This window comes from Candidatus Merdisoma sp. JLR.KK011 (assembly GCF_036941125.1).
In the GTDB taxonomy this organism is placed as follows: Bacteria; Bacillota; Clostridia; order Lachnospirales; family Lachnospiraceae; genus Laedolimicola.
Window position 1 is genome coordinate 84,070 of record NZ_JAYWSZ010000004.1, and the last position, 19,261, is coordinate 103,330.

Annotated in this window: 21 protein-coding genes; 8 read left to right on the forward strand and 13 right to left on the reverse strand. The window is 48.4% G+C overall.

From position 1 onward, the window contains the following. Window positions 1-55 precede the first annotated feature (55 nt). From dctP to VV089_RS13950, 3 genes are all read right to left on the reverse strand, one after another. On the reverse strand, window positions 56-1,147 hold the full coding sequence (gene dctP / locus VV089_RS13940; RefSeq protein ID WP_334336337.1) for a TRAP transporter substrate-binding protein DctP: 1,092 nt from the start codon (window positions 1,145-1,147) through the stop codon (window positions 56-58). A 27-nt stretch (window positions 1,148-1,174) separates the two neighbouring features. Beyond that, complete coding sequence (locus VV089_RS13945; protein ID WP_334336338.1) at window positions 1,175-1,708, reverse strand: VOC family protein; 534 nt, start codon at window positions 1,706-1,708, stop codon at window positions 1,175-1,177. A gap of 191 nt (window positions 1,709-1,899) precedes the next feature. Next, entirely contained in the window at window positions 1,900-2,553 is a 654-nt protein-coding gene (locus VV089_RS13950) for a GntR family transcriptional regulator (RefSeq protein WP_334336339.1), read from the reverse strand. 231 nt (window positions 2,554-2,784) lie between these two features. Between VV089_RS13950 and VV089_RS13955 the strand changes: the two genes are divergently transcribed. Further along, window positions 2,785-3,288 carry a YcxB family protein gene (locus VV089_RS13955; RefSeq protein ID WP_334336340.1) on the forward strand — a complete coding sequence of 168 codons (504 nt, stop codon included), beginning with the start codon at window positions 2,785-2,787 and terminating at the stop codon, window positions 3,286-3,288. Window positions 3,289-3,367: 79 nt separating this feature from the next. On the opposite strand, the gene VV089_RS13960 is transcribed toward VV089_RS13955, so the two are convergent. From VV089_RS13960 to VV089_RS13970, 3 genes are all read right to left on the reverse strand, one after another. Further along, a complete protein-coding gene (locus VV089_RS13960) occupies window positions 3,368-3,664 on the reverse strand; it encodes a YerC/YecD family TrpR-related protein (protein ID WP_172542626.1) in 297 nt (98 codons plus the stop codon). Between the two features lie 118 nt (window positions 3,665-3,782). After that, the gene (locus VV089_RS13965; RefSeq protein ID WP_334337578.1) at window positions 3,783-4,502 is read right to left on the reverse strand and encodes a phosphatase; all 720 of its coding nucleotides are present in this window, start codon (window positions 4,500-4,502) and stop codon (window positions 3,783-3,785) included. 94 nt (window positions 4,503-4,596) lie between these two features. Then, window positions 4,597-5,916, reverse strand: coding sequence for a DUF1266 domain-containing protein (locus tag VV089_RS13970; RefSeq protein ID WP_334336341.1), 1,320 nt, complete (start codon window positions 5,914-5,916; stop codon window positions 4,597-4,599). 283 nt (window positions 5,917-6,199) lie between these two features. On the opposite strand from VV089_RS13970, the gene VV089_RS13975 reads away from it, so the two are divergent. Both VV089_RS13975 and VV089_RS13980 read left to right on the forward strand, forming a co-directional pair. After that, on the forward strand, window positions 6,200-6,625 hold the full coding sequence (locus VV089_RS13975; protein ID WP_334336342.1) for a helix-turn-helix domain-containing protein: 426 nt from the start codon (window positions 6,200-6,202) through the stop codon (window positions 6,623-6,625). Window positions 6,626-6,774: 149 nt separating this feature from the next. Beyond that, window positions 6,775-7,791, forward strand: a complete 1,017-nt coding sequence (locus tag VV089_RS13980) for an ABC transporter substrate-binding protein (protein WP_334336343.1) — start codon at window positions 6,775-6,777, stop codon at window positions 7,789-7,791. A gap of 76 nt (window positions 7,792-7,867) precedes the next feature. Here the strand turns inward: VV089_RS13980 and truA are convergent, their stop codons facing one another. After that, window positions 7,868-8,611 (reverse strand): tRNA pseudouridine(38-40) synthase TruA, encoded by a 744-nt coding sequence (gene truA / locus VV089_RS13985; protein ID WP_334336344.1) that lies wholly within the window; start codon window positions 8,609-8,611, stop codon window positions 7,868-7,870. A gap of 76 nt (window positions 8,612-8,687) precedes the next feature. Between truA and VV089_RS13990 the strand changes: the two genes are divergently transcribed. Next, window positions 8,688-9,260, forward strand: a complete 573-nt coding sequence (locus VV089_RS13990) for a hypothetical protein (protein WP_334336345.1) — start codon at window positions 8,688-8,690, stop codon at window positions 9,258-9,260. A gap of 9 nt (window positions 9,261-9,269) precedes the next feature. Here the strand turns inward: VV089_RS13990 and VV089_RS13995 are convergent, their stop codons facing one another. Then, window positions 9,270-10,148: an amidohydrolase family protein gene (locus VV089_RS13995; protein ID WP_334336346.1), complete on the reverse strand. Its 879-nt coding sequence runs from the start codon at window positions 10,146-10,148 to the stop codon at window positions 9,270-9,272. Between the two features lie 160 nt (window positions 10,149-10,308). Next, window positions 10,309-11,415, reverse strand: coding sequence for a M23 family metallopeptidase (locus tag VV089_RS14000; RefSeq protein WP_334336347.1), 1,107 nt, complete (start codon window positions 11,413-11,415; stop codon window positions 10,309-10,311). Window positions 11,416-11,579: 164 nt separating this feature from the next. On the opposite strand from VV089_RS14000, the gene VV089_RS14005 reads away from it, so the two are divergent. Further along, window positions 11,580-11,777 carry a cold shock domain-containing protein gene (locus VV089_RS14005; RefSeq protein WP_160568172.1) on the forward strand — a complete coding sequence of 66 codons (198 nt, stop codon included), beginning with the start codon at window positions 11,580-11,582 and terminating at the stop codon, window positions 11,775-11,777. A gap of 400 nt (window positions 11,778-12,177) precedes the next feature. Next, window positions 12,178-13,188, forward strand: a complete 1,011-nt coding sequence (asnA, locus tag VV089_RS14010) for an aspartate--ammonia ligase (protein WP_172544517.1) — start codon at window positions 12,178-12,180, stop codon at window positions 13,186-13,188. A gap of 9 nt (window positions 13,189-13,197) precedes the next feature. Here the strand turns inward: asnA and VV089_RS14015 are convergent, their stop codons facing one another. The 4 genes from VV089_RS14015 to VV089_RS14030 all read right to left on the reverse strand — a co-directional run bounded on the left by VV089_RS14015 (window position 13,198) and on the right by VV089_RS14030 (window position 17,206). Beyond that, entirely contained in the window at window positions 13,198-14,598 is a 1,401-nt protein-coding gene (locus VV089_RS14015) for an RsmF rRNA methyltransferase first C-terminal domain-containing protein (protein ID WP_442891549.1), read from the reverse strand. Next, window positions 14,588-15,790: a class I SAM-dependent rRNA methyltransferase gene (locus VV089_RS14020; protein WP_334336348.1), complete on the reverse strand. Its 1,203-nt coding sequence runs from the start codon at window positions 15,788-15,790 to the stop codon at window positions 14,588-14,590. The genes VV089_RS14015 and VV089_RS14020 overlap by 11 nt, the downstream gene beginning before the upstream one ends. A 77-nt stretch (window positions 15,791-15,867) precedes the next feature. Then, the gene (locus tag VV089_RS14025) at window positions 15,868-16,509 is read right to left on the reverse strand and encodes an endonuclease III domain-containing protein (RefSeq protein WP_334336349.1); all 642 of its coding nucleotides are present in this window, start codon (window positions 16,507-16,509) and stop codon (window positions 15,868-15,870) included. 370 nt (window positions 16,510-16,879) lie between these two features. Next, complete coding sequence (locus tag VV089_RS14030) at window positions 16,880-17,206, reverse strand: hypothetical protein (protein ID WP_334336350.1); 327 nt, start codon at window positions 17,204-17,206, stop codon at window positions 16,880-16,882. A 1,045-nt stretch (window positions 17,207-18,251) separates the two neighbouring features. Here VV089_RS14030 and VV089_RS14035 point away from each other — a divergent pair. Beyond that, window positions 18,252-18,467, forward strand: coding sequence for a helix-turn-helix transcriptional regulator (locus VV089_RS14035; protein WP_120393822.1), 216 nt, complete (start codon window positions 18,252-18,254; stop codon window positions 18,465-18,467). After that, complete coding sequence (locus tag VV089_RS14040; protein ID WP_160575337.1) at window positions 18,454-18,900, forward strand: hypothetical protein; 447 nt, start codon at window positions 18,454-18,456, stop codon at window positions 18,898-18,900. Before VV089_RS14035 ends, VV089_RS14040 begins: the two co-directional genes overlap by 14 nt. The last annotated feature ends 361 nt before the right edge of the window (window positions 18,901-19,261 follow it).

The following is a 19,261-nucleotide window of genomic DNA, read 5'->3' on the forward strand; positions in this document are numbered from 1 at the left end:
ATGGCACCGGGGCCGGTACGCAGGCGTCCCGGTGCACAATTAAAACGTGAAACGACTATTTTCCAAGGTCTGACTTCAGGCTGTTTACCGCCTCCGTAATTCCAAGCTCATCGTATGCTGCTTCTGCCTTTGCCTTAAATGCTTCCAGATCCAAGTCCTCATAAGGAATCACTTCCATACCGGCCTTCTCCATTTCCTCCCGGTAAAAATCATCCTGCTCTGCAAGTCTTTTGCTTGTCCTCTCGCCGGCAGCCTCTGTTTCCTCAAGGATGATCTGCTGGAATTCTTCCGGAAGCCCGCGAAGCCATGTACTGGATATCAATACGCAGTTTGCCAGATACACATGCCTTGTCTCTGTCTCCGTAGTGATTACTTCGTAAATCGCATTATTGTAAACAGCGCCGTAATTCTGCTCGCATCCGTCCACAATCTTTGTCTGAATTCCGGAATACATTTCGCCAAACTCAAGAGAAACGGGAGTTGCGCCCAGGGCCTTTACCGTTGCAACCCAGATTGGAGCCGACGCCGAACGCAGCGTAACCTCACGGAAATCATCGGGACTTGTCCCTCCCTTTGTGGCAAAAATGTTGCGGAAGCCCTGGCAGAAGTTCCAGGAAAGAACCGTAAGGCCGAAATCATCCTCCAGCTGTTTTTCCCAGTTCTGCACGGTAGCGCAGCTTTTCAGCTTCTCAATATCCTCATAGCCCTCGATCACATAAGGTGCAGAGATTGCAGAGACGCCGGGAACATACGTATCCAGCCGTCCGGGATCTGCATAAATCGCCAGGTTGGTTCCCGCGCGCATCTGCTCCAGAACATCTTCATTTGAACCTATGGAATTATTCGGATATATTTCTACCGTTACCTTCCCACCCGTCTTTTCATTAATCATTTCTGCCATCTTCACCATTTCCTCATGGGGTACTTCGCTTTCCGAATGAGAATGCCCAAGACGCAGGGTTACCGGTTCAAACTCTTCATCGGGGACTTCTGCCGTTTCCGTCTCTCCGGTAGATTCTTCTGCCCCTTCTTCCTTATTCTCTGTCTTGGCAGGCTCCTTCGGGCTCTCCGTTTTATTTCCACAGGCTGCCATGGAGACTGCCATACAGATCGTTAAAATAATTGCCGTAATTTTTTTGTGTGCCATAATGTTTCCCTCCCTGGTACATCATATTTATTTCATTTTGTCTTCTGGATACACCTTTTTCCATTCTGCCGGAACAGACGACGGGCTCTGCCCGTTCCCGATTTCAAGCCAGAATCCCAGCTTCTCCTTTGAATTCAGAAAACAGAATTTTGACTCAAACAGACTTGCTCCAAATAAAGGCTCCATCCCCTTCTTTGCATATTCCTCAAGTACTGCGTCAAATTCTTCCGGCGGCACTTTTTCTTTGAAATGGTGCAAAGAGGTGCCATGCCTCTTTATATGCTCCGAATAAAAGGGGATGCCGTAAAGCGGCTGAATCAGTTCAAGCTGGATATTTTCCGTGGCGGCAACCGCACAGTAAAATTTAAAATGCGGTTCGCAAATCCCCTGCCGTATCAGCGGATTCTGCAAAGTATTCTCCGAATGCTCATAAAAATCCCAGGGGCCGATCTGATATTCCTGAATGATATCTTCCATGGTTTTGTAGATATCTTCACACATAATTCCTATCTGGCAGATATTTCTGCTTAAACTGACTGCTCTCAATTCTTCCTTTCCCATAAATAATCCCTCTTTGAAATCATGACTTATTATGATTGTGCCAATTCATTTCCTACTTTATGCCGAAATCCCCCCTTTTTCACTTTTGTATACTGTATTGTATTTTGTATACAATTAATTATAAAACGAACACACTGGTTCGTTTCCATTTATGAATGATAAATGCTAATCGCGCGCTCAGCCATTCATTCCTACATAAATTTTTTGATTTCCTCCAGGCTTGAAAGGAAATGGATTCGATTATATTGTGACGCTGCCTCTTCATCATTATTTAAATAAGACTGATAAATGTCCGTTATCTCTTGAAGCGCAACCCTTGCTCTCTCCTGGGAATACTTTGGCTTATTCCGGATAAGCGCCGAATTGACCCGGAGCCTCTTGGCCTCTTCTCCCAAAATATTGTTGTTGCAGTTTGAAGTATGTATTAAGTAATATGTTTCATCCAGGCTCTTAAATTCATCTTCTTCTATGATATCCTGCTCCAGCACTCTGCCAATCTCTTTCAGCTCTTTTCTTATGGCCTTCTTCGTATTCTCATCTGCAAACCGCGCAGTCTTTCTTGCAATCAAGTCTTCAATATTCATGCGCACTTCCCAGACATCGTAGATATCCTGCAGGCTGAGCTCCGTGACGACAACGCCGAATCTTGGCTTATAGGTCAGATAACCCTCCACCTGCAGAACACGGAAGGCCTCTCTCACGGGTGTTCTGCTCACCTGCATCTCATCGCAGATCTGCTGCTCCGTCAGCTTCTCTCCGGCTTTGATTGTCCCGTCCTCGATGGACTCCTTCAATCTCTCTTCCACAATCTTGGAAACAGAATCCAGTTTCACACTCTTAAACATATATTTGCCTCAACTTTTCCAGGATTTTTGTTGCTTTTTCGTCTCGTATATTATATACTGTATACAATTTATTTTTTCTTATTGTATCCGCTTCCCGTTCTTCTGTCAATATATATTTTTAAAACACTTATTTTTTGCCGATTTTACCAAAAGGCGGATCTGTTTTTTATAGCATTTGCACAATACTATTTCCGGCAGTACGCCTGATTCAGAAACGGAGGTTCCCTTTCCATGAAAGCTTTCACGGCTGCTATGCACTACAATAAAGATACCAATTACCGCCTGGCCCGGATCATCAGCCGGGTCAGGACGCCCTGGCGGCTGCCTGTGCTTTACCTAATCTGTATCCTTTCCATTTCTTCGGGATTCTTTTATTTTACCGGAATCCTCAGCCAGCTTGCCGTCATTGCCTTCGGCTGCTTTCTATTCACAAGCATCCAGGTTCCGGCTAAGGCCAGGGCAAAGCAGAGTATGGATGCCGTAGGCGCAGAGGCCTTCACTGTGATTTATTCTTTTCAGCAGAACTGTCTTACTTTGACCTCAACCATCGGGCAGGACAATCAGCTTGACTACAGTCAAATCATACATCTGGCTGAAGATAGAGAATACCTGTATGTCTTTTCTGATTTATCCTCCGCTTATATGATAGAAAAGGCTTCTGTGGACAAAGGCTGCAGGGAATTGAAAACATTCCTGTCACTCAAATCCAATCAGGCTTGGAAATACATTTTTTAGCTGCTCATTTCCTTTCCGTCCGTGTGCATAAAAATAAGGAGTTCTCCCAAAAGAACTCCTCTTTTCCTTACCTATCCTGCTACTGCGCCTTCTTCTCAATCCGTCCGAATACCAGATCATACCCATCATTTCCATAATTCAGCGAACGGTTTACCCGGCTGATGGTGGCTGTGGAGGCGCCTGTCTTTTCCGCAATTTCCAGATATGTTTTCTGCTCCCTAAGCATCTTGGCTACCTCAAAGCGCTGGGACAATGACAACAGCTCATTGATGGTACAGACATCCTCAAAAAAGGTATAGCATTCCTCTTTATTCTCCAGGCTTAGTATGGCTTCAAACAAAAAGTCTACGGCTTCGGTCTTTATCTTCTTATTCACGGCTCTCTCCTTCTATAACAAAACAAAGATATTTGCAACGATTCATTCCCATATTCGTCACAAAATTTTATATAGATATTTTAGCACAGTAAAATCTTGAAGTCCACTGTTTTGCCTGCTATTTTTGACCGCAGTTTACGTATTTTTTCAATTCCTCCACCGAACGGTTGACTACCAGGCGCTCCGGAAAATTCATTTCCTCCAGAAGCTGTAATGCTTCGTCGTGGCGTCCCACGTCCGTGTCTACATGGGCGTCGCTTCCCATGACAATGGGGGCCTCGTATTCCATACAGAGCTTCAGCATTTCCATATCAAGAAGCCTGGAATCCTTTCTGGAACCGCCCGGACGCAGGGAGCTGTTGTTGAGCTCTAAAAGCACGCCGTATTCCTTTGCCGCCTGAACCAAAGCACGGTGATCTACCGGATACCGGGAGTCGTCCGGGTGGCCCAAGATGTTGACCAAGGGATTTTTCATGGCATTGATGCAGGCCTGGGTATTGAATTCCCTGCTTCCGGGACTGATGCAGGGGATATGGAGGCTTGCGATGGCAATGTCCATCTGCTTTAAAGCCCGAAGCTCTAAGTCCACGGTTCCCTGTTCGTCCAGAATATTCAGTTCCACTCCCATCAGCAGCTCTACCTCGTATGCCCTGCGGTCTACCACCCTCAGATTCTGGAAATAGATGGTCTGGCAGCTTCCCCACAGTCTGGGAGCATGCTCGGTGATCGCCAGAAGCTCCAGACCTTTTTCGGCGGCAGCGTGGGCATTTTCCCGGATGGTGCTGTAGGCGTGGCCGCTGGCCAAGGTATGTGTATGTGTGTCTAAGATGTCTCTGATCATTTCGTAGTCTCCTATTTTGAGTTCCGTAATATCCCTCAAAGTACACGGATATGAAATCAGCCGGACGCAGGCAGGCCGCTGCCGGACTTTGTTACCACTCTTTCTTCAATTCCATGTTCCAGTCTGCGGAGAATACGCCGTTGGTCTGAGCTGTCAGATTGTCCAGAATTTCGACTCTCTCTGCCGCACTGCTTTCCGGATCCTCAAGGTTCTCGCCCATCCAGTAAGCATAACCATAAAGGTAGCTCTGGTTGAAGTCCTCCCAGGAACCGAAGGATTCCTGCGCCTTCTTGGCTGCCTCTAAGCTTTTGTCCATGGCTTCCTCATACGTACAGTAGCCAGCAGCATATCCAAAGCCCATGATCGTGCCCAGCCGGCTCAGATCCCATGCGCTGATGGCAGCGTCCCCGTAAGCCGTCCATGCGTCATAAGCCATCAGCACGCTGTACCGGGTTTCATCGTCCTCCCCTTCCAGGCTTGCTTCCAGCGCCGCCCGATCTGCCGCATTTGTTCCGCCGAACTCATTTAAGTAATCCAAGGCATCCTTGTTGTGCCCCTCGTTCATCAGCCAGTCAGCCATCTCCATCAGGCCGGCAGCGTCTTCCACACCCCAGCTGTCTGCCAGCGTCTGAACCGCCTGACTGCTGATAACAGCCAGATCGCTTTCTGCTCCTCCCATATCCTCCAGGGTCTTAACCGTCTCAATCACACTGGCTCCGTTTACCGTATCCAGAACGGCTGTCATGCCTTTAAAGAATGCCTTGGTGCCCGAAGCTGCCGCACCTCCTTCGAGAAGCTCCAGTTTCATAACCTTTCTTGCATCCTCCACATCTCCGTCATTGCCCACCAGCATTACAGCGTAGTAGCTGTCGCCGGTCTCTATATAGTACCCGTAAGCCTTACCCGAAGCTGCGCCGCTTCTGGCTGTGCCCTCCCGGGCCAGACACTTCTGTGCTCCTTCGTAGGCCTCTGCCTCCGTATCCGTCCAGTCCACGCTTATGCCGGTACCGTCCAGAGCCAGAGCCGCCACATGGTCTGCATAGTCCTCCAGGCTCTCCATCTGAGCCGGATTCCCCGGTACGCTTGTCTTTGGACTTCCAAGGCAGACAGCGGAAAATCCCTGTCGGTCTGTTCCGGCATCCAGGCCCATCATACTGGAATTGGACTGGAACTGCAGATCCGTCTGCTCAAGTCCCTCCAGCAGGGTTACCTTATACATGCCGTCCGCAGAGGTATACTCTGCCGCCGCCGGAAGCTCCTCCTGGGGTTCGCTCTCTGCGGCCTCTTCTATCTCTGACGGCTTCGCAGTTTCTGCCTCTTCAGCCTCCTTGGAGCTGCCGCAGGCTGTAAGAAGGCCCAGGGCTGCCATAGCCGCAAGAAACGCTGTCAGCTTCTTCACAACTCTCCTCATCTTCCTATCCTCTCCTTAAGTGATAATTTTGCGAGCGCCGCGGCTGACGGCAATTCATCCTCATCCGCCTGCATCTCTGATTTTTTGATTATATCACGTATACGGAGGGAAATCCATAGAAATCGAAGTGTACAGATAGTACAAGCCGTATGTTACCTGCCATTAACATCAGATCATTTTCAGAAACCTGCGAAATGTTCGCCAAAGTTGACAAATTGCCAGCCTAAATTGGTTGAATCCGGCTTCATTTTATTGTAGGCTGAAAAAAAGGAGGCACTGTGAAATGAAATTTAATGAAAAGCTTTTAAAGCTAAGAAAAGAAAAAGGACTTTCCCAAGAAGAGCTTGGAATGGAAATGCAGGTATCAAGACAGACTATTTCAAAATGGGAGGCGGCACAATCGTACCCGGACTTCACCAGATTGGTTATGCTGAGTGATTTTTTCGACATGACCTTGGATGAACTTGTAAAGGACATTGATGTGCAGGAGGTGAGGGAAAATTCCCTTACAAATGAGAAAATAGATTCCATCTATCGTGTTTCCCAAGAAGTGGATTCGATTTTCCACAGCCGGACACTGATTGGGGCTGTTAAGGGGATAAAGTGGTTTTTAGCAGGCAGCTTCATATTACTCTGCCTGATTGCTGTCGTTTCTCTGATACTTCATTTTATTTATCCGGAATCTTATATGTTCTGGCGTACCTATTAATAGGGGCAGAGCCTTTGCTGTGTCTGTCCAAAAGACTTGACGATAAAATATCTGCCTGCCATGCTGCTTTTTATTTATCTGATTCTCCTGCTATCACATTTTTCCAATCTTATCATATGGTATACCATTAGGAAAAAGGAGGATATCATATGAAAAAGAAACTGCCTGCCATGCTGGCCGCTGCAGCACTGGCACTGATTACCATTGGAATCGCCGCCTGCAGCGGCAAAGACACGCCTGCCGCCTCTGGCGATCTGACAAAAATTACCCTTAACGAGGTGGCTCACTCTATCTTCTATGCGCCGCAGTATGTTGCGATTGAGGAAGGGTATTTTGCGGAGGAAGGGATTGATTTGGAGCTTGTTACTGGATTTGGAGCCGACAAAACAATGACCGCCGTCCTCTCCGGCGAAGCCGACATCGGCTTCATGGGCTCAGAAGCCTCCATCTATGTATACAGCCAGAACCCCGATGATTACATTGTAAATTTCGCCCAGCTTACCCAGCGGGCCGGCAATTTCCTAGTTGCCAGAGAACCTATGGAAAACTTCCAGTGGTCGGATCTGAAAGGAAAGGAAGTTCTCGGCGGACGCAAGGGCGGTATGCCCCAGATGGTCTTTGAATACATCCTAAAGAAAAACAACCTGGATCCTGCCGCAGATATGACCATCGACCAAAGCATCGACTTCGGAGCCACGGCAGCGGCATTTTCCGGCGGAAGCGGCGACTTTACCGTTGAATTCGAGCCCGGCGCCACCACCTTGGAGACAGAGGGCGCAGGCTATGTTGTCGCCTCCCTGGGCGTGGATTCCGGCTATGTTCCCTACACGGCCTACAGTGCGAAGCAGAGCTTCCTCAAGGAGCACCCGGAACTGGTACAGGGCTTCACCAACGCCCTGCAAAAAGGCATGGACTACGTGCAGAGCCACACACCGGAAGAGATCGCCAAGGTGATTGCTCCCCAGTTTAAGGAGACCGATCTGGAGGTTCTCACAACCATTGTCACCCGTTACTACGAGCAAGATACCTGGAAAGAGGATCTGATCTTTGAGGAATCCAGCTTCACCCTGCTGCAGGATATTCTGGACGAAGCCGGCGAACTGCAGGAACGTGTTCCTTACGCCGATCTGGTGACCACGGAATATGCCAAAAAAGCAGTGGAATAACAGACACACTTTATAAAATAAGGAATGGGGCTGCCCGAAAGCCGGCCCCATTCCGCTGTTACAGTTATAAAATACCTCAGTCTTTGTACTCCACCTTCCAAAGGCAAAGTCCCTGGGCCGGCGCCATCGGGCCGGCTTCCTTTCTGTCAAGAGACTCCAAAATCCGCATCATATCCTCGGGACTTCGCTTTCCCGTTCCGACCTCCAGAAGTGTTCCCGTCAAAATCCGTACCATATGGTGTAAAAATCCATTTCCGGTAAAATTCAGAGACAGCTCCGCCCCTTTCTGCTCCAGCCGGATCTGCTCCAGTGTCCGGACTGTAGACTTTTTCATCCGCCCGTTAGCGCAAAAAGCGCGAAAATCATGGGTGCCCTCCAGCAAATCAGCCGCCTGTCTCATGGGTTCCGCCAAGAGCGGCTCCTTCACCTGGTACACATATTTCCGCTCAAAGACATTGGGCACGTCACTGTTCCAGATACGGTAAATGTAAGTTTTCCGAATCGCCCAGAACCGGCTGTGAAACCGCAGATCCGCCTCCCTTACCTCTGACACCGCTATATCCTCCGGAAGATACTGATTTACATAATCTAATATTTCTTTACAGGAAGCCCCGGCTCTTGTCTTGAAATTAGCCGTCTGGCCGGCCGCATGCACGCCTGCGTCTGTTCTGCCGGATCCCTGCAGATCTATCTCTTCTCCAAGCATACGTTCCAGCACCCGGGTCAGCTTCCCCTGGATAGTCTGCTCTGTATGCTCCTGGCTCTGCCAGCCCTTGTAGCGCGTTCCGTCATATTGAATCAAAAGTCTTATATTTCTCATAAAGCTCTTTTCCTTCCTGTCATTTTCGTGTATCATAAAAATATGTTATCTATAAAAATTCTGCGAGGTACATAAGATGCTGGAACTGATTGCTATTATTATCGTGATTGCTGTCATACAGAAAATGAAAGCCAACAAAACGGCGACCCGCCATACACCGCCCATTTTCCGCGACGTGCTGCCCCAAAAGCCTGCCCTTTCCCAAAAGGAAGTCACCCGGCAGGTAAATAAGCAGATCTACGGCACGGAGAATCCCCAGGACCGGGCGACTGTATACAATCGGCTGATTCTAACAGACCGCTATCAGAATATTGAAAAAATCGCCCATGAGCTGGGCATCAGCAAGTACCAGGCTCTCCGGGAAATCAAAAAGCTGAAGGAGGAGGGACATTATCTTCAGGTTGAGATCGACGAGCGCAATTACCGCCTGATTTATCCCTCTTCCAGGGAAGCGCCGGAGCGCACCTTTGTAAAGCCCTCCAAGTCCTACCGGCCCTCCTCCGATTCCGGAGAGCGCTATGAAGAATGGATGAGCGTCCCCCCTGGAAAAAGGGTTGTCCGCTGCAGCTACTGCGGAGCTGACAATCTGATCTCCGAGAAGCAGGATGCTCACAGCTGCTCCTGCTATTTTTGCCGGGAGGATCTGTGAACGTGCCCTTTAGCAGGCGCGCCGGCTCCTCTCTTTGATCCGGCTTTCCGCTTCCCTTAGCCGTTTCTTAAGGGCCGGCTCCTTCTCTGCTCCTACGGCCGTCTTCATCCACTCATATTCATCCAGAAGCCCCTGTCCGTGGGGCACCAGATAAGCGCCCGAATCACTGCCCAGGCCGATTGCCGCTCCCTTTTCAAACGCATAGCTGATACATTCCATCTGGCGTTCCAGAATACGCCGCACCTGCTCGTCCGGAAAACGGCCGCAGCCCAGCAGGTTTCCCACAGGCGCAAGAGTCGGAATCCAGATGGTTCTGCTTCCGGCCAGAAGATCAAGCGTGCCCTGCTCCAGGTAATTTCCGTGCTCCAGCGTATCAAGCCCGGCCTCTATGGCCGCACGCACCGGCCTGTCCCCATTTCCGTGGGCCATCACGGCCATGCCCTCCTCATGGACAATCCGAATCATTTCGCAGATCTCATGTTCCGGCAGCCCTTCTTCCGTAAGCCGGCCAAAGCAGTCAAAAGACATAATGCCGCTTATCATAATCTTAATAAAGTCCGCCCCTTCCTCCTTTGCCCGGACAACCAGGGCATGGTACTCCTTCCAATCGGAAAAAGCATGTCCCACGATGCCTCCGTAATGTCCCCTTTTATGAATCGCAAAGATGGGCGTGCGGTAGTCGATCCCATACTCCGGTGCAAGGGCCTTTGCCCGCCGGGAGACACCCAGGGCGTCTCCGCCGTCACGGACAAAGGTAATCCCCATTTCCTTCCATATCCGAAAATGCGCCCGGATCACTTCCTCTTTCACGCCGCTCTTATGTAAAGCAACTGCCGCTTTATAATTCTTCCCATCCATAATTATATGGGCGTGGCACTCTCCAAACATCTTTCCTCTTCCCCTTTTCCTCTGTCTGTCCGGCCTTTTATCCGCTCTTTTGTAAAATGCCGCTGCCTTCAGCCATTACTGGTAGTTTAATACATTCTATTTTTAAAATCAATTGCTTTGGGTTTTTATGAAGCACATCCCATTCACCTCAGATATTTTTTCAAAGGCCCCTCTGCTCTTTAGAATCGTCCGGCTCTCTCATATCATAAATCCTGTGCCACTCCTTGGTTGCATCGTTCCGGACACATGCGCTCCGGTTCCGGTAGAGAAACCGTACAATCTGATAGCAGTCAATCCAGATCTCCGAAGCCCCCTCCTTCTGTGATTCGTCAAAAATCAACTGGATTCCGAAATGCAGATGGGTCTGGTCAATATTATTCACGTCCTCCTTGGTGCTGTAGCCGGTGTGGCCCATATACCCAATCACGTCCCCGGCCTGAACCCTGCTCCCCTCCTCCAGCTCCAGCGCATAGGGAAATCCCTGCCGGAGATGAGCATAATAATAGTACCGCTTCTTGTCAAAGCTGCGGATGCCGATGCGCCATCCCCCGTACTGGTTCCAGCCCAGGGCCTCAACAAAGCCCGACTCCACTGCAATAATCGGCGTACCAACCTGCCCCATCATATCATGCCCCAGATGCTTCCGCCTGTACCCATAACTCCGTGACACCCCGAAGTCATCGTAATCACTGTAGGGAAAGTCCTTTGCAATGGGAAGAAATGCCTTGAGGCCATACCGTTTCTCCCACACAAGAGGCCCGGCTGCATCCGCCTCTCCCTCCCCCTGGGTCTCTCCGGCTGATGCCTTGGCCGGAACCTGGATCTCATACTCTCCTACCATGCCTCCCAGAACGGCCGTGTATGCCTCCAGATAGTAGCCGTAATACTTCATGCCCTCAGTGAGTTCTTCTATGGTCTTTCCGCCGCTCAGCTCTGCGGCAGCCTCCTCCAGATAAGAATTCACCAGAGTCTCCTTCGAAAACTCTCCCCCAGTCCTGGCAGCCGTGTAAGCCAGAAGCTCTATCCAGTTTAAATGCACTTCCTGCCCATAAGTATCCCTGTCATATTCATAGGCCTTCTCAAGCGCTTCCGCTGTCACTTGAAAATCCACCCATTTGATAAATTCCCCCGCCTGCCCCCCTGCTTCCGCCGCCGTAGACGCCAGGCAATGTACCTCTTTGTTTTTATAAAAATAGACCACTGAAAGTCCTGTCAGAAACAATATCTCTAAAAGAATTAATCTTTTGAAAATACTTTCATTTTTCATAAAAATTGTGCTCTTTTTCATTATTTCATTTTATTCAAACAAACACGAAAAAAGACCCCTGAAAGAAACAAATTTCGTTGACAGTATTTCCCGTTTATGATATTCTATATCTGTTGCCGCTGTGCAACAAGACACTTTTTTATATTTTCGGAGGTATTATCGCAATGCAAGGTACAGTTAAGTGGTTCAACAATCAAAAGGGTTACGGCTTCATTTCTGACGAGCAGGGAAACGATGTATTTGTACATTACTCCGGCATCACCATGGATGGTTTCAAGTCCCTGGAAGAGGGTCAGGCTGTTGAGTTTGATGTTGTAGACGGTGCAAAGGGACCGCAGGCTACGAATGTAACCAGAGTTTAATCAGCCTAATTATCCATGCGTCTTTTTTATAGATCGCATTCAAAAGAAGATAACAGCAACTGGTTAAAGCAAAATTGAAAAAAGCCGTTTTGACAGAAGGCATATCAAGTCTTTGTCAAAACGGCTTTTTTCTGTGACTTTGCAGCACTTCATCCAGGCGGCAGAGCGGACAGACAGACTTTTCCAATATCAAGTGTCCGGCTGTTCACGAACAGGGTGTCTGATATTGACGGACGCAGCGTCCGGCAAGAGCCGACTGGATGAAGTGATACGTGATTTTTGAAAAAATTTTGATAGGAGCTATAAAATTCTTTTCTTTTCGGTGGATTCTGTTATAATAGATTTCGTATTTTAAAAATACATGACCTGCAGAATATAAATATATCAGAGGAGATTTATGATGGAGCATTTATACATACCAAAAGACTACCAGTCTGAGCTGAGTCTGTATGATACACAGGCAGCTATCAAAACCGTAAAAGATTTCTTTCAGCAGAGCCTGGCTGAGCAGCTGTATCTTCTCCGGGTTTCCGCGCCTCTCTTTGTAACGCCGGAGTCCGGCCTCAACGACAATCTGAACGGTGTGGAGCGTCCCGTTACCTTCGGCATCAAGGAGCAGAACGAGCGGCCCGTAGAGATCGTCCACTCCCTTGCCAAGTGGAAGCGCAATGCCTTAAAGCAGTATGGCTTTCACATCGGAGAAGGACTGTATACGGATATGAGCGCCATCCGCCGGGATGAGGATACGGACAATGTACATTCCATCTATGTAGATCAGTGGGATTGGGAAAAAATTATTCTCAAAGAGGATCGGAATACGGATTATCTGAAAGAAACCGTCCGGAAGGTTTACAAGGCCCTTAAGAAAACGGAGAAATATATGTCCATCCGTTACGATTATATCGAGGAAATCTTGCCAAAGGATATCTTCTTTATCACCACCCAGGAATTGGCGGATCGGTATCCGGATAAGACGCCGAAAGAACGCGAGGATCTGATTGCCAAAGAAAAGGGCGCTGTTTTCCTTATGGAGATCGGCGACAAGTTAGCAGACGGAAAGCCCCACGACGGACGGGCGCCGGACTATGACGACTGGCATCTGAACGGCGATATCATCGTATGGTATCCTATTCTGGGGCATGCACTGGAGCTTTCCTCCATGGGCATCCGCGTGGACGAGGAAGCCCTTACCCGCCAGCTTGCCCTTGCCGGCTGTGAAGAGCGCGCAGAGCTTCCCTTCCAGAAAGCAATCCTGGAGCAGAAGCTTCCCTACACGGTAGGCGGCGGAATCGGCCAGTCCCGTATCTGTATGTTCTATCTGCGCAAGGCCCATATCGGGGAGGTTCAGGCCTCCATCTGGCCGGAGGACGTGCGCAGGAAGGCACGGATGCACGGGGTAATACTGCTGTAGTTTTCTGTATCAGATGCTTTTGCGCAACCCCTTGGGATAATGATTCTTCACCATCCCGCCGGCCAGCTTTCCCCAGCCTATGGAGTAACCATCCGCAAGCATTAACTGCCACCCCTTTTCTCCCTTCCTTTCAAAGACTGCCCCCTTCAGGTAGTCCCCTGCTTCCTGCACGTCCAGGGAACAGCAGCGGACTGCCTCATGGGGCTTTAAGGCCAGCGCAAGGGCGTGGGCAGGCTCAAAGCGGTTCTTTTTTATCGTTCCCAGATGAAGCCCGGGGCGCAGTACCTTAAGGCCTTTCAGTGAAAATGCCTCCGGCAGAAGGTAAAGCTGCTCTCCAAACAGCACAAGAATTCCCGGAAGCTCGCAGCGCAGAGCCTCCTTCTCAAACTCCTGGTACAGCTTCCGGACGCTTCCATCCACTGACGGCATTTTCCAGGGGAATTCCCGGGGGGCAGCCTCTCCCTCTTTTTGAAGGACTGCCGCAAAATGCCCCTCCCCCTCCAGGCGGTGGGGCCAGAGGCGGAAGGTGTCCGCCGTCTCGGGCCGTGCGTCAATCCACTCCGGCCTTCCCGGGGCAAATCCCTCATAGGCCGCCGTCTTTTTCACAAAGAATTCCGGATGTTCTTCCAGAAAAACGCTGACACTTCCTTCATTTTCCTCCGGGGAAAAGGTACAGGTGGAATAAACCAGCACGCCTCCCGGACGAAGCATACAGGCCGCTGCCTGCAGAATCTCCTGCTGCCGCTGGGCGCACATAGACACATTCTCCAGGCTCCACTGCCGGGCCGCCTGCTCCTCTTTCCGGAACATTCCCTCCCCGGAACAGGGCGCATCCACCACGATCCGGTCAAAAAAGCCTGGAAAACGCTGGGCCAGACACTGAGGCCGCTCATTGGTCACCACGCAGTTTCGGATACCCATGCGCTCCACATTGGAGGAAAGGATCTTTGCCCGGGCCGGATGGATCTCGTTGGATACGAGAAGCCCTTCCCCTTCCATGGAAGCTGCCAGGTGGGTTGTCTTTCCCCCGGGCGCTGCACAGAGATCCAGAATGCGTTCTCCCGGACGGGCAGCCGCAAGGGTTCCCACCGCCATTGCGCTGGGCTCCTGGATGTAGTACAGGCCGGCCTCATGGTATGGATGCTTCCCCGGACGGTCCTCTTTTCCGTAGTAAAATCCGTCTTTTGCCCAGGGAACCGGGCGCAGGGAAAAAGGAGCAAGCCTTTCCAGCTCCTCCCATGTAATTTTCAGTGTATTCACCCGGAGCGCCTGGGCCGCTTCTCTCTCCTGGCTCTCTAAAAACGCCTCATATTCCGCTCCCAAAAGCCGCTCCATCCGCTCTTTGAATTCCTGTGGCAGTCCGTCCATATTCCGGCCCTTTCTTTCCCCTGTATCTGTTTTATTTCTCATCGCACACCTGGAAAATATAGAACTTCAGGTAATAAGACTCCTCCGCCGCCCACAATATGGGATGATCCGGCGCCTGGGTACGGTACTCCACCTGGCGCAGACGCTTATGCACACTTTTCGCCGCCTGGTGTATGGTCTGGGTAAACAGCTCATAGGTCATAAAATGGGAACAGGAGCAGGTGGCCAGAAAGCCGCCGTCCCTTACAAGCTTCATGCCGCGCATATTGATTTCCCGATAGCCCCTGACGGCATTTTTCACGGAATTCCTGGATTTGGTAAATGCCGGCGGATCCAGAATCACCACGTCAAACTGCTCTTTCTTCTCCTCAAGCTCCGGAAGGAGATCAAATACATCGGCGCAGAGGAACTTTACCCGATCCTCCAGGCCGTTGAGAGCCGCATTCCTGCGGGCCTGCTCCACGCCAGTCTCGGAAGCGTCCACGCCGAGAACCTCCCTGGCTCCGGCTATACCTGCATTGAGGGCAAAGGAACCCGTATGAGTAAAGCAGTCCAGCACTTTTGCATCCTTACATAGCTTTTGGAGCGCCAGCCGGTTATACTTTTGATCCAGAAAAAATCCGGTCTTTTGGCCGTCCTTCACATCCACCAGATAACGGACGCCGTTTTCCTGAATCTCTACCTGGGTGTCAAAGGGTTCCCCGAGAAAGCCCTTCTGCCGTTCCATCCCTTCTTTTTCCCGTTCTTTGGCGTCGCTGCGCTCATAAACTCCTCTTATCTGAATTCCGTCCTCTGACAGAATTTCCTTCAAAAGCCGGATCAGCGTCTCCTTCATCCGGTCTATCCCAAGAGCCAAAGACTGGACTACCAGAATATCCGAGAACTTGTCTGCCACAAATCCTGGCAGGAAATCCGCTTCTCCAAAGACAAGACGGCAGCTTTTTGTATCTACGGTGCGCTTGCGGTACTCCCACGCAGTCCGAAGGCGCATGCGAAGAAATTCCTCGTCTATCTCTTGATCCCGTTTCCTTGTCATCATGCGGATTCTGATTTTTGAATGGGTATTGATAAATCCCCGTCCCAGGCAGTAACCGTCAAAATCACGTACCAGAACCAGATCCCCCTCTGCAAAGCTGCCCATCACAGAGGCAATTTCATTGTCATAGATCCACAAGCCGCCTGCTTTGAAAAAACGGCCCTCTCCCTTTTTCAGATTTACGACTGCGTGTTCCATCTATGTCTCCCTCTTCTGCCCCTTCGGGCTCTTATCCCTGTTTGTAATGATTGATTATCACTGCTTGGCAATTTGCTCTAATCCTCTACCCCGTTTCTGGCGCAGATATCCTTGACGCAGCATTTGCCGCAAAAAGGCTTTGTCCGGGCCGTGCATACATCTCTTCCGTGATACACCAGGCGGTGGCAGAAGTCGCTTCCTTCTTCCGGGGGAATCAGCTTCCAGAGGGCCATTTCTACCTTTTTGGGATCTTTACAGTTCTCCACCAGTCCCATGCGGTTGGACAGGCGGATACAGTGGGTGTCTGTGACTATGGCAGGCTTTCCAAATACATCCCCCATAATCAGATTGGCGCTTTTGCGGCCCACGCCCGGGAGCTTTAAAAGCTCCTCAAAGGTATCGGGAATATTTCCACCGTACTGCTCCACAAGGATCTTCATGCAGGCGCTGATATCCCTTGCCTTGCTGTGCCCCAGGCCGCAGGGCTTCACAATGGCCTCGATATCCTCCACCGGGGCCTCGGCCAGCGACTTGACGTCGGGGTATTTTTTATAGAGATCCTTTACCACTACATTCACCCGGGCGTCTGTACACTGGGCGGCCAGGCGCACGCTTACCAGAAGCTTCCATGCCTGGTTGTAGTCCAGCGTACAGTCTGCGTCGGGGTATTCCTTCTTTAATCTGGCAATCAGCTCCAATGCTAATTCTTCTTTTGTCATAGTGATTTCCTTCCTCTTGGTACGATTCTATCGTCTGCCTTGTACAGCCTTTGAACGGTAACTGGGTTATTTTCTGTGTATGATTGGTTTCTTTGTCAATTGGTTTCATTATATAATGTTACTGAGGGACTTTCCAGTATTTTTTATAGATTGTTTTAGAGCAAATTTCTTTAAATTCAATTTGAGCCAGTGTCCTCTCCCTCAGCATCTTTACGGCCATTTCCAGACTCCTTTTATAGCTCCAATATCCGTAGTTCCACTGACAATCACTTTATTATTTATATTTCTTTTTTCATTTATCAATATTCTCATCTTGGTATCCTCTGCAATTCATTAATTACAGGGCCTTCATAAATCATTTATATGCAGCCTAAAGTAATGCTTCTGCCTCCTCTATTTCTTCATTAAAAACTTTTATTTCCTCATCCATCAAACCAAATTTTTTTAGATCTAACATCTTGGCTTTAGAGATACTAATTTCCAGCCTTTTTTTAAATGGTTCGGATATTGTTTTTCCAGATCTGGAATACCTGGTTGCAATCGTTACATTTTGTATAATTTCATCAATTTCTTTCAATCCATGATTGTAATAAATACTTTGTTCAACTGCAATATCATATTCTCTCCCTTGATCGATCCACCCATAAAAGTTTTCCAATGCTTCGTATTTTTTTTGGTAAAAATTTATTTCTTCCATTTTTATAATCTGCCTTTCTTTATCACTTTACTATAAATAACTTGATATACCCTTCCTATTCTATTCTGAAGATTATCGTATACTTGTTATTGTTGTTTATAAAAAGCAAACCCGACCCAATGATTATCTTCAACAATTTTCTTTATTTTTTCAGAAACATATATGGCTGCTGCACTCTTTAAACATCGAAAGATATCATATTTCGAACAGATACTTTTATTTAAATAGGTTTCTCTTGGCATAAAAGTATACCATGTGGGTACCCCATTAATACATGCCCCTTTGGGGCTGGCGGACTTCGTCCGTTAATGTATAATAATCATACTTCTCATTATATTTATTTTTACTTTTTTCCATATCAAATGCATCAATAAAATTTGTAATATACATTAAAACATAATTGGAATTAGTGTGTTTGACAAGGGCATAATAACACGATACCTAAAGAATGGAGCCAACCTACACCTGACCGCCGCTATTGGGGAAAACTCAAAGCGGCGGTTTCTGCGCGATATGGCCGGAGTCCACTGGGGGCCGCCCTGTTTTGGTTATCAAGGCAGCCCCCAGCATACCCCGGCCATTCCACCCGCAAAGTATAAATACCGGATAGCAACTTCGAGACAAAATGTCCCAAAGCAATCGTTGTCCCCGCGCATTTTTACATAGGGGCTCTGGTGGTATATCCTCCAGAGCCGCCCCCTTTCCCATGAATGGGAAAGGGCGGGGGGATTGGGTTGAACGCGCTGTAAAACCGCTTATTTTCCACGGCTGGACTGTTAGCATTTAGGCGTTTGAAAGCCGCTTGTATCAAGGGTTTCCGGGCGCGTTCGGCAGGGGGGTAGTATGTTTATATGTCCTGCGCCCTATTCGTTCCACAAATGCTAACATGTGGCGAGGTGCACTTCGGGACATTTTGTCCCAAAGGTACAAGGCCAATCGTCTCCCTTAATAAGAAAAATCTTTGTAAAGGAACCTTGACAAAACCGCCCTATGCTGCTATAATGCAAATGTAAAGGAACCTTGTCAAAATGGGAGGTGACATTATTTGGAAAACAGGGTTGAAGAATTACGAAAAAGGTTAGGCATGAATCAAGAAGATTTTGCAAAAGCACTTAAAGTTTCAAGACAAACTGTCAGTTCAATAGAAACGGGGAAATATAATCCCTCTTTAGAATTAGCTTTTACAATATCAGATTTTTTCGGTAAGCAAATTGAAGATATTTTTATCCATGAAAGGAGTTGCAAAGATGAAAAAAGGTAATTTATTAGAGGGTATTTTGTTTGCTTTGACAGGCATTATTCTTTTGGCTGTAGCACTTCTGACTGATAGTGTGCTGGACAGTTTGCTTATTGGTTTTGCTGCCGTAACTATCTCTTCTGGTATTTTTATGACTTGTAAATACTTCTATTGGAGTACATCTAAAAACAAAGAGCGTTATCAAGAAAAAATAGAAAATGAAAAAATTGAACTTCACGATGAATTAAAATCAAAATTAAGAGATAAATCCGGTCGCTATGCATATGCCATCGGGCTTATGACAGTTAGTATTTCAATAATCATTTTCTCCATATTGGGAAAACTTGAAATCATTGATAATTCACGCTTAATAGTGCTATATCTGGGCGGCTATTTAATATTTCAAATTGTAATAGGTATCATAATATTTAAGCAGTTGCTAAAAAAGTATGAATAGCAAACCCGACCGATCCAGTCAACGACAAGTAAATGGGTTTCACTTCTCCACCGTTGACAGCCCCGTTTGTCTTTGCTGTTCGGTAATCAAGGGGCAACAGCCTAAAGTGTTGCTATCTTATTCATAAGGAACAGACGCGATAGCGGCGGTGACGCAGCCAACCTCTTTGGGACATTTTGTCCCAAAGAGCCGGGTTTGGGGAGGCTCCCCAACAAGCATTTTTGACGGCCCCCGGCCAGTCAAAAATAGCAAGTGTGGCCACACTTGCACTGCTTGCGAAGTTTGTGAAATTATATAAATTGCGCATTTTGAGGCATGGCGCGGATTTTATACCTTTGGGACAAAATGTCCCAAAGCCGGG

Excerpts from the sequence above, each read along its gene's own strand:
- dctP (WP_334336337.1), bottom strand. The coding sequence starts at position 1,147 with ATGGCACACAAAAAAATTACGGCAATTATTTTAACGATCTGTATGGCA.
- VV089_RS13945 (WP_334336338.1), bottom strand. The coding sequence starts at position 1,708 with ATGGGAAAGGAAGAATTGAGAGCAGTCAGTTTAAGCAGAAATATCTGC.
- VV089_RS13950 (WP_334336339.1), bottom strand. The coding sequence starts at position 2,553 with ATGTTTAAGAGTGTGAAACTGGATTCTGTTTCCAAGATTGTGGAAGAG.
- VV089_RS13955 (WP_334336340.1), top strand. The coding sequence starts at position 2,785 with ATGAAAGCTTTCACGGCTGCTATGCACTACAATAAAGATACCAATTAC.
- VV089_RS13970 (WP_334336341.1), bottom strand. The coding sequence starts at position 5,916 with ATGAGGAGAGTTGTGAAGAAGCTGACAGCGTTTCTTGCGGCTATGGCA.
- VV089_RS13975 (WP_334336342.1), top strand. The coding sequence starts at position 6,200 with ATGAAATTTAATGAAAAGCTTTTAAAGCTAAGAAAAGAAAAAGGACTT.
- VV089_RS13980 (WP_334336343.1), top strand. The coding sequence starts at position 6,775 with ATGAAAAAGAAACTGCCTGCCATGCTGGCCGCTGCAGCACTGGCACTG.
- truA (WP_334336344.1), bottom strand. The coding sequence starts at position 8,611 with ATGAGAAATATAAGACTTTTGATTCAATATGACGGAACGCGCTACAAG.
- VV089_RS13990 (WP_334336345.1), top strand. The coding sequence starts at position 8,688 with ATGCTGGAACTGATTGCTATTATTATCGTGATTGCTGTCATACAGAAA.
- VV089_RS13995 (WP_334336346.1), bottom strand. The coding sequence starts at position 10,148 with ATGTTTGGAGAGTGCCACGCCCATATAATTATGGATGGGAAGAATTAT.
- VV089_RS14000 (WP_334336347.1), bottom strand. The coding sequence starts at position 11,415 with ATGAAAAATGAAAGTATTTTCAAAAGATTAATTCTTTTAGAGATATTG.
- VV089_RS14005 (WP_160568172.1), top strand. The coding sequence starts at position 11,580 with ATGCAAGGTACAGTTAAGTGGTTCAACAATCAAAAGGGTTACGGCTTC.
- asnA (WP_172544517.1), top strand. The coding sequence starts at position 12,178 with ATGGAGCATTTATACATACCAAAAGACTACCAGTCTGAGCTGAGTCTG.
- VV089_RS14015 (WP_442891549.1), bottom strand. The coding sequence starts at position 14,598 with ATGAGAAATAAAACAGATACAGGGGAAAGAAAGGGCCGGAATATGGAC.
- VV089_RS14020 (WP_334336348.1), bottom strand. The coding sequence starts at position 15,790 with ATGGAACACGCAGTCGTAAATCTGAAAAAGGGAGAGGGCCGTTTTTTC.
- VV089_RS14025 (WP_334336349.1), bottom strand. The coding sequence starts at position 16,509 with ATGACAAAAGAAGAATTAGCATTGGAGCTGATTGCCAGATTAAAGAAG.
- VV089_RS14030 (WP_334336350.1), bottom strand. The coding sequence starts at position 17,206 with ATGGAAGAAATAAATTTTTACCAAAAAAAATACGAAGCATTGGAAAAC.
- VV089_RS14040 (WP_160575337.1), top strand. The coding sequence starts at position 18,454 with ATGAAAAAAGGTAATTTATTAGAGGGTATTTTGTTTGCTTTGACAGGC.